Raw genomic sequence first — 14137 nt, 5'->3', positions numbered from 1 at the left:
ATGAAGAAAATGTTACGTTTTGTTTTGTTGATATTGGTTGTCCTCGGCATTGCTGCCGGTGTGGGCATGTGGAAGGTGCGTCAGTTGGCGGACAGCACGCTGCTCATTAAAGACGAAACCATCTTTACCCTTAAACCGGGCACCGGGCGTCTGGCGCTGGGGGAGCAGCTTTACGCTGAGAAAGTGCTCAATCGCCCTCGCGTATTCCAGTGGCTGCTGCGCCTGGAGCCTGAGCTTTCACACTTTAAGGCCGGGACTTACCGGTTTACGCCGCAAATGACCGTCCGCGAAATGTTGCGACTGATAGCCAGTGGTAAAGAAGCACAGTTCCCGCTGCGTTTTGTTGAAGGAATGCGTCTGAGTGATTACCTCAAGCAGCTCCGTGAGTCACCGTATATCGAACATACTTTGAGTGATGATAAGTATGCGACGGTGGCGGCAGCGTTAAAACTGGAAAACCCTGAATGGGTTGAAGGATGGTTCTGGCCGGATACCTGGATGTATACCGCGAATACCAGCGATGTGGCTATCCTCAAGCGTGCACATCAAAAAATGGTAACCCAGGTGGATAAAATATGGGATGGGCGGGTGGATAATCTGCCATACCATGATAAAAATCAGCTGGTTACCATGGCCTCCATTATTGAAAAAGAGACGGCGGTGGCGGAAGAACGTGATCGTGTAGCGTCGGTATTTATTAACCGTATGCGTATCGGGATGCGGCTGCAAACTGACCCGACCGTGATCTACGGCATGGGTGAAAGCTACAATGGAAAGCTCTCACGTAAAGACCTTGAGACGCCAACCGCGTATAATACCTACACTATTGCCGGTATGCCGCCGGGAGCGATTGCTAATCCGGGCGAAGCCTCGCTGAGGGCTGCCGCGCATCCGGCGAAAACGCCATATCTCTATTTTGTTGCCGACGGTAAAGGCGGGCATACATTTAATACCAATCTTGCAAGCCATAACCGGTCGGTGCAGGATTACCTGAAAGTGCTAAAGGATAAAAATGCGCAGTAATTACATCGTCATTGAAGGACTGGAAGGGGCGGGTAAAACCACCGCGCGGGACGTTATCGTTGAGACGCTAAGAGACCTTGGCATCAACGACCTGCTGTTCACCCGTGAACCGGGCGGCACCGTATTGGCAGAAAAGCTGCGCAGCCTGGTGCTGGACATTAAATCGGTTGGCGATGAAGTGATTACCGATAAAGCGGAAGTGCTGATGTTTTACGCCGCTCGTGTACAGCTTGTCGATTCCGTCATCAAACCCGCTCTGGCACAAGGCCAATGGGTTATTGGTGACCGCCACGATCTCTCTACCCAGGCCTATCAGGGCGGTGGACGTGGTATCGACCGTGAGATGCTGGCGACGCTGCGTGATGCTGTACTGGGTGACTTCCGTCCGAATCTGACTATCTATCTTGATGTAACGCCGGAAGTCGGCCTCAAACGTGCGCGAGCGCGCGGCGATCTTGACCGTATCGAGCAAGAATCCCTGAACTTCTTCAACCGTACGCGGGCGCGTTATCTGGAACTGGCGGCTGCGGACTCCAGCATTCGCACTATCGACGCGACTCAACCACTTGAAAAGGTGATGAGTGATATTCGCGCGACGGTCACCGCGTGGGTAGCGGAGCAGCAGGCATGAAATGGTATCCGTGGTTACGCCCGCCGTTTGAGCAGCTTGTCGCAAGCTATCAAGTGGGAAGGGGTCACCATGCGCTGTTGATTCAGGCGCGCGCTGGCATGGGGGCTGATTCGCTGGCCTATGCCATTACCCGCTTTCTGATGTGTCACCACCCTGATGGTCATAAGAGCTGCGGTCAGTGCCATAGCTGCCAATTGATGCAGGCCGGAACGCACCCCGATTACTACGTGCTACAGCCGGAAAAAGGTAAAAGTACGCTGGGTATCGATGCGGTGCGTGGCGTGAGCGAAAAACTCTACGAACATGCTCGTTTGGGTGGTGCAAAAGTTGTCTGGATAGCCGATGCGGCCTTGTTTACCGAAGCTGCCGCGAATGCGCTATTAAAAACGCTGGAAGAGCCGCCAAAAAATACCTGGTTCTTTCTCGCCTGTGAAGAACCCGCACGCTTGCTGGCAACGATGCGCAGCCGCTGCCGGCTCTACCATCTGGCCCCGCCCAGCGAACAGTATGCGCTAGCCTGGCTGGAGCGTGAAATGACCGCGCCGCGCGAAACGCTGCTGACGGCGTTACGCCTTTGCGATAATGCTCCTGCCGCCGCACAGGAACTGTTGGCCGCCGATACGTGGGGGGCGCGCGAAAAGCTGTGTCAGGCGCTTGGTAGCAGCTTAAATAGCGGTGACTGGCTGGCGCTTTTGCCAGCGCTGAACCACGATGGCGTCGTGCAACGGCTACACTGGTTGTCAACGTTACTGCTGGATGCGCTGAAACATCAGCAGCGGATCGTCCGTTTGACGAATGTCGACAACACGACGCTTGTGAATCAACTGGCTAATCTTTTATCTGCTTCCCGGTTACAGGCCATTGCCGCCGACGCCTGCGTTTGCCGCGAACAGCTGCTAAGCGTCACGGGGTTGAACCGCGAACTTATCCTCACCGAGCGCTTATTGCGCTGGGAACAGTATTTGCAACCTGGTGCGGTACTGCCAGTATCCCACCTCTAAGAGAGACATTATGTTTTTAGTCGACTCGCACTGCCATCTTGATGGCCTTGATTATCAATCCCTGCACAAAGACGTTGACGATGTGATGGCGAAAGCCGCCGCACGTGATGTCCGTTTTGCTCTTGCCGTCGCGACCACGTTGCCAGGCTATCGCCAGATGCGCGAACTGGTCGGGGAGCGTCCGGAAGTGGTCTTCTCCTGCGGGGTTCATCCACTTAACCAGGATGAAGCTTACGATGTCGAAGATTTGCGTCGCATGGCAGCAGAAGAGGGCGTTGTGGCGATGGGGGAGACGGGGCTTGATTACTTTTATACCCCGGAAACTAAAGCACAACAACAGCTGTCGTTTCGTCAGCATATCCAGATTGGCCGTGAGCTGAATAAGCCGGTGATTGTGCATACCCGTGATGCACGTGCCGATACGCTGGCTATCCTGCGTGAAGAAAACGTGATGGATTGTGGCGGTGTACTACACTGTTTCACTGAAGACACAGAGACTGCGGGTAAGCTGCTGGATATGGGGTTCTATATTTCGTTTTCCGGGATCGTGACTTTCCGCAATGCGGAGCAGTTACGTGAAGCCGCACGTTATGTTCCTTTGGATAGGCTGCTGGTTGAAACGGACTCTCCGTATCTGGCACCGGTGCCGCATCGCGGTAAAGAGAACCAGCCGGCAATGGTGCGTGATGTCGCGGAATACATGGCCGTACTGAAGGGCGTTAGCGTGGAACAACTGGCGCAGACGACGACGGACAACTTCGCAAACCTCTTCCATATCGATCCTACCCGCCTACAATCTGCCTGATTTCGTGACTTATTTTAATGCTCGTAATTAATGCTTAAAGCGAGTAGAGTTCACCGCCGTAAAAGTGGCGGTGAATGTTAATCTTGCAATAAACGGGCCTGTTTAATGTAAAGAAGATTAAAATTCTAAGTCATAGCTATTTGAAATGTGATAGCGGTCAAACAAAACTCAGGTGAATTATTTTACTCTGTGTAATAAATAAAGGGTGCTTTAGATGCCCTGTCCCTGGTGAGTCTCTCCCCACTCACTAATGCGTGAAAACGTAGATAAAAGTACAAATACTCAGGAGCACTCCTAATTATGTTTAAGAATGCATTTGCTAACCTGCAGAAGGTCGGTAAATCGCTGATGCTGCCGGTCTCCGTATTGCCTATCGCAGGTATCCTGCTGGGCGTCGGTTCCGCAAACTTCAGCTGGCTGCCAGCCGTCGTCTCTCATGTTATGGCTGAAGCGGGCGGTTCCGTTTTTGCTAACATGCCACTTATCTTCGCTATCGGTGTTGCCTTAGGCTTTACCAATAACGACGGTGTATCCGCACTGGCTTCCGTTGTGGCCTACGGCATCATGGTGAAAACCATGGCAGTGGTTGCGCCTCTGGTGCTGCATTTGCCAGCTGAAGAGATTGCAGCGAAACACCTTGCCGATACCGGTGTATTGGGCGGTATCATTGCAGGCTCGATCGCGGCTTACATGTTCAACCGCTTCTACCGCATCAAGCTGCCTGAGTATCTGGGCTTCTTCGCCGGTAAACGTTTCGTGCCGATCATTTCTGGTCTGACCGCGATCTTTATGGGCATCGTGCTGTCCTTCATCTGGCCACCGATCGGTACTGCTATTCAGACCTTCTCTCAGTGGGCTGCTTACCAGAACCCGGTTGTTGCGTTTGGTATCTACGGCTTCATTGAACGCTGCCTGGTGCCGTTTGGTCTGCACCACATCTGGAACGTTCCTTTCCAGATGCAGATTGGTGAATACACCAACGCAGCAGGTCAGGTATTCCACGGTGACATCCCTCGCTACATGGCAGGCGACCCAACTGCTGGCAAACTGTCTGGCGGCTTCCTGTTCAAAATGTACGGCCTGCCGGCTGCGGCTATCGCAATCTGGCACTCTGCTAAACCAGAAAACCGTGCAAAAGTCGGCGGCATCATGATCTCCGCTGCGCTGACTTCGTTCCTGACCGGTATCACCGAACCTATTGAATTCTCCTTCATGTTCGTGGCGCCAATCCTGTACATCATTCACGCAGTACTGGCAGGTCTGGCATTCCCGATCTGTATTCTGCTGGGTATGCGCGACGGAACTTCGTTCTCTCACGGCCTGATCGACTTTATCGTTCTATCTGGTAACAGCAGCAAACTGTGGCTGTTCCCGATTGTCGGTATCTGCTATGCGATCGTTTACTATGTTGTTTTCCGCGTGCTGATTAAAGCACTGGACCTGAAAACACCAGGTCGTGAAGACAACACTGAAGACACGAAAGCAACGGCGACCAGCGAAATGGCTCCGGCGCTGATTGCGGCCTTCGGCGGTAAAGAAAACATCACTAACCTCGATGCTTGTATCACCCGTCTGCGCGTGAGCGTAGCCGACGTTGCGAAAGTGGATCAGCCAGGGCTGAAGAAACTGGGTGCAGCAGGTGTGGTTGTCGCAGGTTCCGGCGTTCAGGCGATTTTCGGGACTAAATCCGATAACCTGAAAACCGAGATGGACGACTATATTCGCAATAACTAAGTTATTCGAAGTCGTAGATTTGGGGAGACTAAGGCAGCCGAATGGCTGCCTTTTTTACGTTTGTGGGTTGGGCAGACATCCCGGCGGCGCTGCGCTTGGCCGGGCTACAATTGCATGCGTAAATGTAGCCCGGGGAGGTCGGAGCGCTGAAAGGGAGGCTTTTTTACGTTTGTGGGTTGGGTAGATATCCAGGCGTCGCGTTGCCTGGCTTATGTAGCCCGGGCAAGGCGCTAGCCGCCCCCGGGAAGGTTCCGACGATAAAAAGGGAGCCTGATGGCTCCCCGGGTGTCGTTCAAATTAGCATTAGAACTGGTAGCTTGCAGTTACGCTCACGTTACGCGGTTCCCCATAAACAACAGAACCATCGATGTTTGTATCGTAGGTTTTATCGAACAGGTTGTTAAGGTTGCCCTGTACGGAAAAGTTCTTCGTAACCTGGTAGCGCGTGAACAAATCAACCAGCGCATAACTGCCTTGTTCTGCACGGAAAGTACCGTATGGCGTCACGGTATCTTTATAGACACGATTCAGCCAGTTAACGCCACCGCCCACGGTTAGCTCAGGCACTGCTGGCAGACGATAGCTGGTGAACAACTTGATGCTGGTACGCGGCAGGTTAGGGTTGACCGCATTGCCTTCGTTATCATCCGCGACAAAACGCGTTGCACCGAAGGTCATCTGCCAGTTATCGGTTAGCGCGCCGTTTATCTCAAACTCTACGCCCTTACTTACAGTGCCGTCAGCCGTGGTATAGGCCGTCTCATTCGCGCTTCCCGGAATTGGTCTGCCGGTTGATTGCCCAAGGTTATCCTGCTCAATACGGAAAACTGCCAGGGTCGTGGTCAGACGGCTGTCCATCCAGTCAGATTTCAGACCCAGCTCGTAGTTATTCCCGGTAATCGGCGTCAGGTATTTCCCGCTGCTATCGCGGACGTTCTGCGGCTGGAAAATGGAGGTATAGCTGGCGTAAGTTGACCAGTTATCATTGATGTCATAAATAAGACCAGCGTACGGTGTAGTGTGATTTTTCTCCATCGAGTAGCTGAGCGTATCCAGGCTCCAGTTGGTGTAACGTGCGCCAAGAATCAGGTGCAGCGGGTCAGCCAGGGTCACGCGCGTGGCGGCATACAGAGACTTCATCCGCGTGGTATCGTCCTGCGCCAGACTCTGAGGCTTCCAGTTAGTTTGCGGGAAGCTCGCACTGTCGAAGTTGTTAAAGTTGCCGACTTCATCCGGGAATACGTTAGCCCACGAGCTGAAATAGCGGTTGTTTTGCTTGCTGTAGCTCCCGCCCACCATCATGTTATGTTGACGACCGAACAACTCATAGCTGCCATCTGCAAACAGATCCAGCGCATCGACTTTACGTTTGCCGCTGTTCCAGCCCGTACCGCCAATGTAGTCATAACCCTCGCCGTAGTTTGCATAAGGGCCAACCAGCATACCGGTCGTCTTGTCGACATAGGAGTCGAGATACATGGTTTTACTGTCGAATTTGATCTCAGTATGGGTCGCATTCAGCGTAGCCTGCCAGGTGTCGGCAAAGCGCTGTTTTAGCGTCATAAAGACTTTGTTGCTTTCTTTATCGTTATAGGCCCAATCCGGCGCGGTGCTGTGCGCGCGGTCGTAGTGGCGAGTGCTGCCGTCAGTATTCCAGCGCGGCAGGCCGCCCCAGGTTGGACTGTCGACGTTGATGCGCTGGTACTCATAGCCCACGGAGAGGCTGGTGGCTGTACCTAAATCTGCATCCAGAATGCCTGAGAAGAACGTCTTGTCGCTGTTGTAGCGATCGAGCCATGAATCATTATTCTGGTAGCCCGCCACAATACGTGCGCGCACATTGCCATCTTCGGTCAGTGGGCTTTGCAGGTCGGTGACATAACGCTGCTTATTCCAGCTACCATATTCAGCGGAGACATTGCCGGTAAACTCGCGGCTGGTGGCGTGCTTGCGGATCATATTGATGGAGGCAGAAGGGTTACCTGTCCCGGTCATCAGGCCGTTGGCACCGCGTACCACTTCAATGCGCTCATAGAGTGCGGTATCGGACAGGGCATCACCCAAATTCCAGCGTGATTCAAAATAGGTCGGAATACCATCGACCATATAGTTATCGATTTCAAAGCCGCGGGAGTAATAACTGTTGCGGTCAGAATCCGCCTGACTGCGGCTGATGCCGGTTGTACTGTCCATGACATCGCCAAGGGTTTGCAACTGCTGATCCTGCATGCGTTGCTCGCTGATGATGCTGACCGACTGCGGGATATCACGCTGGACCATCTGCATTTTCGTGCCAGCCGTAGTCGTCTTAACGCTGTAGTCCTGTTTTTGCGTATCGGTACTGGAATCGGTTGATGAACCTTCGACAACAATCGTGTCTTCAGTTTTATCAGCGGTCATGCCCAGTTGAGGATAGAGCGCCAGTGCGACGCCGATAGCAATCAGAGACGGTGCGGTACGACCATCCCGGGTGTTGGAAGTGAAAGACATGGTAAGTCCTTAATCAAATGATATTTATTTTTCTCCGGAGCTCTACGGCTACGGTCAATAGTTGCCACGCGCATACGTTGTGGTGAATGCAAATGAGAAATATACGCATTTTTATTAAAATGTAAACAGAAGTAAGCATCAGAGTTGAGACGTAATGAAATGGCTTTTTAGTAAATTAATGTGCAGGAGAAAGATTTATATCACCGGTGGTGATGCTGGTTTGAAAGGGGGGAGAGAGGGATAACACAAAAAGGATGCGAGTCTGTCGAGTCAAGCGGGTACGTTGACGTACCCGCTGCTATGACCCTTAGGCGAGGGCGTTTTCTTCGAGTTGCTGCATAAACTGGCGAACCCAGTCCATGCGGGTTTTACGCTCGGCGAGCTCCTGGAAGAACCTGAGACGCGTTGGGCCGTCCAGACGGTAGTGCTGCGGTTGTTTTTGCAGCAGACCGATAAGCCACGATGGATTCACGTGATTTTTCTCGGCAAACTCGATCACGCCGCCTTTCTCATTGCCTTCCAGTTTGCGAATCCCAAGCTTCTGCGCTTGCTGACGCAAACGGGCAATATCCAGCAGATTGCGTGCGGCGTCCGGTAACAGACCGAAGCGGTCAATCAATTCAACCTTGATCTCGTCAAGCTCATGCTCGCCCTTAGCGCTGGCGATACGCTTGTAGAATGACAGGCGGGTATTCACATCCGGGATATAGTCATCCGGCAGCAATGACGGCATCCGCAGCTCGACTTCTGTCTGCTGGCTGGTGAGATCTTCAAGCGACGGCTCGCGCCCTTCCTTGAGCGCATCGACAGCGTTCTCCAGCATCTCCATATACAGCGAGAAGCCGATAGATTCCATTTGCCCACTCTGGCCTTCACCCAGCAGCTCGCCTGCGCCACGAATTTCAAGGTCGTGGGTCGCCAGCGCAAATCCTGCACCTAAATCTTCCAGCGAGGCAATGGCTTCCAGACGCTTTTGCGCATCGGTCGTCATCGCTTTCGTGTGCGGCGTTAACAGCCAGGCATAGGCCTGGTGGTGGGAACGACCCACGCGCCCGCGCAGCTGGTGAAGCTGCGCCAGACCGAAGTGATCGGCTCGTTCGATGATGATGGTGTTCGCGGTCGGGATATCGATCCCGGTCTCGATGATGGTGGTACACACCAGCACGTTGAAACGCTGGTGGTGGAAATCATTCATCACTCGTTCCAGCTCACGCTCGCGCATCTGACCGTGGCCGATAGCGATACGCGCCTCCGGCACCAATTCCGCAAGTTTATCCGCGGTTTTCTGAATGTTTTCAACGTCGTTGAACAGATAGTACACCTGACCACCGCGCAAGGTTTCACGCAGAATGGCTTCGCGTACCACCAGACTATCGTACTCGCGCACGAAGGTTTTCACCGCCAGGCGACGGGCCGGCGGCGTGGCGATGATCGACAGATCGCGCATACCGCTCATGGCCATATTCAAGGTTCGCGGAATAGGCGTTGCGGTAAGCGTCAGAATATCGACATCGGCACGCATCGCTTTAATACGTTCTTTGTGGCGAACGCCGAAACGGTGCTCTTCATCGACAATCAATAGCCCCAGATCGCGCATCTTAACGTCGCTTTGCAGCAGCTTATGCGTGCCAATCAGAATATCGATTTTACCCTCGGCGGCTTCAGCCAGGATCTGCGTTTGCTCTTTGGCGCTACGAAAACGTGACAGCATTTCAATGCGCACCGGCCAGTTGGCAAAGCGGTCGCGGAAGTTATCGTAGTGCTGCTGAGCGAGCAGGGTGGTCGGCACCAGTACCGCGACTTGCTTGTGGTTTTCGACGGCGAGGAAGGCCGCCCGCATCGCCACTTCGGTTTTCCCAAATCCCACATCACCACACACCAGGCGATCCATCGCCAGCGGCTGGCACATATCGCTAAGTACAGCGTTGATGGCCTGCGCCTGATCTGGTGTGGTTTCGAACGGGAAGCTGTCGCAAAATAGCTGATACTGTTCCTTGTCGTGCTTAAAGGCAAAGCCCGTTTTCGCTGCGCGCTGAGCGTAGATATCCAGCAACTCAGCCGCCACGTCACGCACCTTCTCGGCCGCTTTCTGCCGCGCGCGTGACCAGGCATCACTGCCCAGTTTATGCAGCGGCGCACTCTCATCTGCCCCGCCTGCGTAGCGGCTGATGAGGTGCAGCGACGATACCGGCACGTACAGCTTGGCGTCGTTGGCGTAGACAAGCATCAGATATTCGGCAGTGATGCCGCCGGTTTCCAGCGTTGTCATGCCGGCATAACGTCCAACCCCGTGTTCAAGATGCACCACCGGTTGTCCGATATGCAGCTCCGCCAGGTTGCGAATTAAGGTATCCGGATTGATCGTTCGGCGAGAGTCCTGGCGACGACGCGCCACGCGCTCGCCCAGAAGATCGCTTTCGCAGATAAGCGCGCGGTTATTCTGGGTGTCGATAAAGCCATGTTCAGCGGCCCCAATCATCAGGTAACGCTGGTTACCCTCTGCGTCGCCGAGGCGCTGGATGCGTTTTGGCGCAAGCTTGATACGCGCCAGCAGTTCGCCTAACGCTTCGCGACGACCTTCACTCTCGACCGAGAAAATCACCGGCCCGCTAAAGGACTCAATAAATTTGCGCAGGTTATCCAGCGGGGCTTTATTCTGCGCCTGCACCGAAAGGTCGGGCAGCGGCTGGAAGCCCATATTGACGTGGGCCGCCTTTTTCGCCAGATGTTCCATTTTGAGCTGTACGCGCGGCCATTTTTTCAGCTCGCTATTAAGCTCGTCGGTACGAAGCCACAGTTGCGCAGGGGCCAGCAGTGGACGCATCGGGTCAACGCCACGGTTTTCAAAACGCGCCTGGGCGTCGGTCTGAAAACGGTTTGCGCTGGCGTCAATATCGCCGGTGTTCACCAGCAGCGTATTGGCTGGGAAGTAGCTAAAGAGTGGCGGTAGCGGCTCGCTAAAGAATAGCGGCTGCCAGTATTCAATCCCTGCCGGGAGGGTGCCTTTACTGACTTGTTGATAGATATGTTCAGCATCGCGCTTGACGTCAAACTGGTCGCGCCACTGGCTGCGGAATAGCTCAATGGCGGCTTTGTCGGTCGGGAATTCGTGCGCGGGCAGCAGGTTGATGGCGTCGACTTCGTCGAGTGTGCGCTGACTGTCGACGTCAAAGACGCGTAGGCTGTCGATTTCATCATCAAAGAAATCAAGGCGGTAAGGCTGTTCACTGCCCATCGGGTAGAGATCGAGCAGAGCGCCACGGATGGCATATTCACCGTGTTCCATGACCTGATCAACGTGGCGATATCCGGCGGTATCAAGCTGATTGCGCAGCGCATCACGCGACAGGCGCTGACCTTTTTTCATCACCAGTGCATGACCGTGCAGGAAGCTATGCGGGCACACGCGCTGCATTAAGGTGCTGACCGGTACAATTAACACGCCGCGCTGCATGGTTGGCAACTGATAAAGCGTCGACAGGCGCGAGGAGATAATATCCTGATGCGGCGAGAAGCTGTCGTAAGGTAGCGTCTCCCAGTCGGCGAGGTTCATCACCAGAGCGTCAGTGAACTGGCCAATTTCATCGTGCAGACGCAGGGCGTTTTGCATATCCGGGGCGATTAACACCACTGGCCCGGCATGTTGTTCGGCGATGTCGGCGACCAGGGTCGCACAGGCAGCACCGGTCAGTTCGCCAAGTAGGCGTTGCTCGCCGGGTTTCGTCGGTAGGGCATAACGGGCATGTTCAGGCATAGTCGCGCACGTTCTCCAGAATAAAAGCCGTGTTCGACACGGTAATCATATCAATCTTATACGCTTATTATCCGTGATGGCGGCGGGAGTGCAACCGTTGAAAATGGCGATATCGTGTCATATGAGCTGTCGGCGCTGCTGGCTTAGCTTGCGGTATTGTTGTGGCGACATGCCGACCAGCTTGCTGAATGTGCTGTAAAAACGGCTGCTGGAGCGAAATCCGGCGGTCATGGCGATATCGAGAATCGTTTTGTCGGTGTCGCTCAAGAGCGCCCGCACGTGATTAATGCGCATGGCGGTAATGTACTGCTTCAGCGTTAACTGCATGACGCGCTGGAAAATGCCCATCGCGTAGTTGGCGTTGAGTTTCACGTGCTCGGCAACATCGTTGATGGTTAAGGCCTGATCGTAATTATCAGCAATAAATCCCAGCATCTGGCTGACGTAAAACTGTGCGTGGCGTGACACGCTATTTTTATGCGTGCGCGAGGTTTTGTTGAGCAAAATAGGCTGCCAGCCGGAGAGGCTAAAGCGTTTGAGCATCAGGCCGATTTCATCGATTGCCAATTGCCGAATCTGTTCGTTCGGGCTGCGCACTTCCTGCTGCCAGCGCAGAACTTCAAAGGTGCTGAGCTGCTGGGTGGCCAGTGATTTAATCACCATGCCGTGGGTGACGTGGTTAATCAACTCCCGGTCGAGAGGCCAGGAGAGAAAAAGGTGCATCGGCAGGCTGAAAATCGCCATCTGCTGGCAATGGCCTATGCGCGTAAGTTGGTGCGGGGTACAGGCCCAAAATAGGGTGATATGGCCTTGTTCTATCTGCACCACTTCGTTATTGATTAAATATTCAACGTCGCCGTCAAACGGCACGTTCACTTCAACCTGACCATGCCAGTGGCTGCTGGGCATGACGTGCGGGCGACGTAGCTCAATGTCCATCCGTTGATATTCCGAATAAAGCGACAGCGGGCTGCGGGTCTGCTTTTCATCACCGTTGCACATATGTGGGTCGGGTGGCAGGAGGGTTATCGGATCGATACTCATGATGACTCCATTTCCTGAATTATCAGAATCATGGCAGGTTTTCGCTGCCGCGACCGAGAATGCCGACACATAAGTCATACTTTTATTTAATGGTAGACATATTTACAGGCCGGATACTCTGCTTTTCCGGTGAACTTGTCCCATAACCTCAGATTTACGCGCTGTCCGCAGACGATCTGAGTTTATGGGAGCGCTCATCCGGGAAGCTGGAGGTTTTCCCCGACCGCGCGTGCCACGATGAAGACGTTAACTACTGTTCTGGAGAGTCACGATGACAGCACCAAAAATTACCTTTATCGGCGCGGGTTCGACTATTTTTGTTAAAAATATTCTCGGCGATGTTTTCCACCGTGAGGCGCTGAAGTCGGCGCATATCGCCTTGATGGATATCGACGAAACGCGGTTGGAAGAGTCGCACATTGTGGTGCGTAAACTGATGGATTCCGCCGGGGCTTCCGGCCATATCACCTGCCATACCGATCAGCGTGCGGCATTGCAGAATGCCGATTTTGTGGTTGTTGCCTTCCAGATTGGTGGCTATGAACCGTGTACGGTGACCGATTTTGACGTCTGTAAGCGCCATGGTCTGGAGCAAACCATCGCCGATACGCTGGGCCCTGGCGGCATTATGCGCGCGCTGCGCACCATCCCGCATCTGTGGCAGATATGCGACGATATGACCGAAGTCTGTCCGAATGCCACCATGCTTAACTACGTCAACCCGATGGCGATGAATACCTGGGCGATGTACGCCCGCTATCCGCATATCAAACAGGTGGGACTGTGCCACTCGGTGCAGGGAACAGCGGAAGAACTGGCGCGCGATCTGGATATCGATCCTGCTACGTTGCGCTACCGCAGTGCCGGGATTAACCATATGGCGTTCTATCTGGAGCTGGAGCGGAAAACAGCAGAGGGTCACTACGTCGATCTCTACCCGGAACTGCTGGCGGCGTTTACTGAAGGTAAGGCGCCAAAACCGAATTTACACGGCAATGATCGCTGCCAGAATATCGTGCGCTACGAAATGTTTAAGAAGCTGGGCTATTTTGTCACCGAGTCGTCAGAACACTTCGCGGAATATACCCCGTGGTTTATCAAGCCGGGTCGCGAAGATCTGATTGAGCGTTATAAGGTGCCTCTGGATGAGTATCCGAAACGCTGCGTGGAGCAACTGGCAAACTGGCATAAAGAGCTGGAGGAGTACAAAACGGCCGATCGCATTGATATTAAACCGTCGCGGGAATACGCCAGCACGATTATGAACGCTATCTGGACCGGTGAACCGAGCGTGATTTACGGCAACGTGCGTAACGATGCGTTGATCGACAACCTGCCGCAGGGAAGTTGTGTAGAGGTTGCTTGCCTGGTGGATGCCAACGGTATTCAGCCGACGAAAGTGGGCACGATCCCATCGCATCTGGCGGCGATGATGCAGACCAATATCAACGTACAGACGCTGCTCACCGAAGCCATTTTGACGGAAAACCGCGATAGGGTGTATCACGCCGCGATGATGGATCCGCATACCGCTGCCGTATTAGGCATCGAGGAGATTTATGCGCTGGTGGATGACCTGATTGCCTCCCACGGCAACTGGCTACCGGCCTGGCTGCACCGTTAATAACGGCGACGCCGGGCGGTGAATCCGGCGT

General features: G+C 53.9%; 9 protein-coding genes. 6 read left to right on the top strand and 3 right to left on the bottom strand.

Going from position 1 to position 14137, the window contains the following annotated elements; all coding sequences use genetic code 11:
- From yceG to ptsG, 5 genes are all read left to right on the top strand, one after another.
- Nucleotides 1-1023 (top strand): cell division protein YceG, encoded by a 1023-nt coding sequence (yceG, locus tag U0026_RS13835; protein ID WP_062777885.1) that lies wholly within the window; start codon nucleotides 1-3, stop codon nucleotides 1021-1023.
- Nucleotides 1013-1654, top strand: coding sequence for a dTMP kinase (gene tmk / locus U0026_RS13830; RefSeq protein ID WP_062777883.1), 642 nt, complete (start codon nucleotides 1013-1015; stop codon nucleotides 1652-1654). The genes yceG and tmk overlap by 11 nt, the downstream gene beginning before the upstream one ends.
- Entirely contained in the window at nucleotides 1651-2655 is a 1005-nt protein-coding gene (gene holB, locus U0026_RS13825; RefSeq protein WP_062777882.1) for a DNA polymerase III subunit delta', read from the top strand. The genes tmk and holB overlap by 4 nt, the downstream gene beginning before the upstream one ends.
- Before the next feature lie 10 nt (nucleotides 2656-2665).
- Complete coding sequence (locus tag U0026_RS13820; protein ID WP_062777880.1) at nucleotides 2666-3460, top strand: metal-dependent hydrolase; 795 nt, start codon at nucleotides 2666-2668, stop codon at nucleotides 3458-3460.
- 300 nt (nucleotides 3461-3760) lie between these two features.
- A complete protein-coding gene (gene ptsG / locus U0026_RS13815; RefSeq protein ID WP_062777878.1) occupies nucleotides 3761-5194 on the top strand; it encodes a PTS glucose transporter subunit IIBC in 1434 nt (477 codons plus the stop codon).
- A 303-nt stretch (nucleotides 5195-5497) separates the two neighbouring features.
- Here ptsG and fhuE read toward each other — a convergent pair whose 3' ends face one another.
- The 3 genes from fhuE to melR all read right to left on the bottom strand — a co-directional run bounded on the left by fhuE (nucleotide 5498) and on the right by melR (nucleotide 12482).
- A complete protein-coding gene (gene fhuE, locus U0026_RS13810; protein ID WP_062777877.1) occupies nucleotides 5498-7684 on the bottom strand; it encodes a ferric-rhodotorulic acid/ferric-coprogen receptor FhuE in 2187 nt (728 codons plus the stop codon).
- A gap of 307 nt (nucleotides 7685-7991) precedes the next feature.
- A complete protein-coding gene (gene mfd / locus U0026_RS13805; RefSeq protein ID WP_062777875.1) occupies nucleotides 7992-11438 on the bottom strand; it encodes a transcription-repair coupling factor in 3447 nt (1148 codons plus the stop codon).
- A gap of 117 nt (nucleotides 11439-11555) precedes the next feature.
- Nucleotides 11556-12482 (bottom strand): transcriptional regulator MelR, encoded by a 927-nt coding sequence (gene melR, locus U0026_RS13800; RefSeq protein WP_062777874.1) that lies wholly within the window; start codon nucleotides 12480-12482, stop codon nucleotides 11556-11558.
- Between the two features lie 271 nt (nucleotides 12483-12753).
- Here melR and melA point away from each other — a divergent pair, with 271 nt between their 5' ends.
- Nucleotides 12754-14106, top strand: coding sequence for an alpha-glucosidase/alpha-galactosidase (melA, locus tag U0026_RS13795; protein WP_062777872.1), 1353 nt, complete (start codon nucleotides 12754-12756; stop codon nucleotides 14104-14106).
- Nucleotides 14107-14137 lie beyond the last annotated feature (31 nt).

It is taken from the genome of Kluyvera intermedia, from assembly GCF_034424175.1.
GTDB classification, from domain to species: domain Bacteria; phylum Pseudomonadota; class Gammaproteobacteria; order Enterobacterales; family Enterobacteriaceae; genus Kluyvera; species Kluyvera intermedia.
Note: the sequence above shows the minus strand (reverse complement) of the source record. Positions and strands in the feature narration are given on the sequence as shown.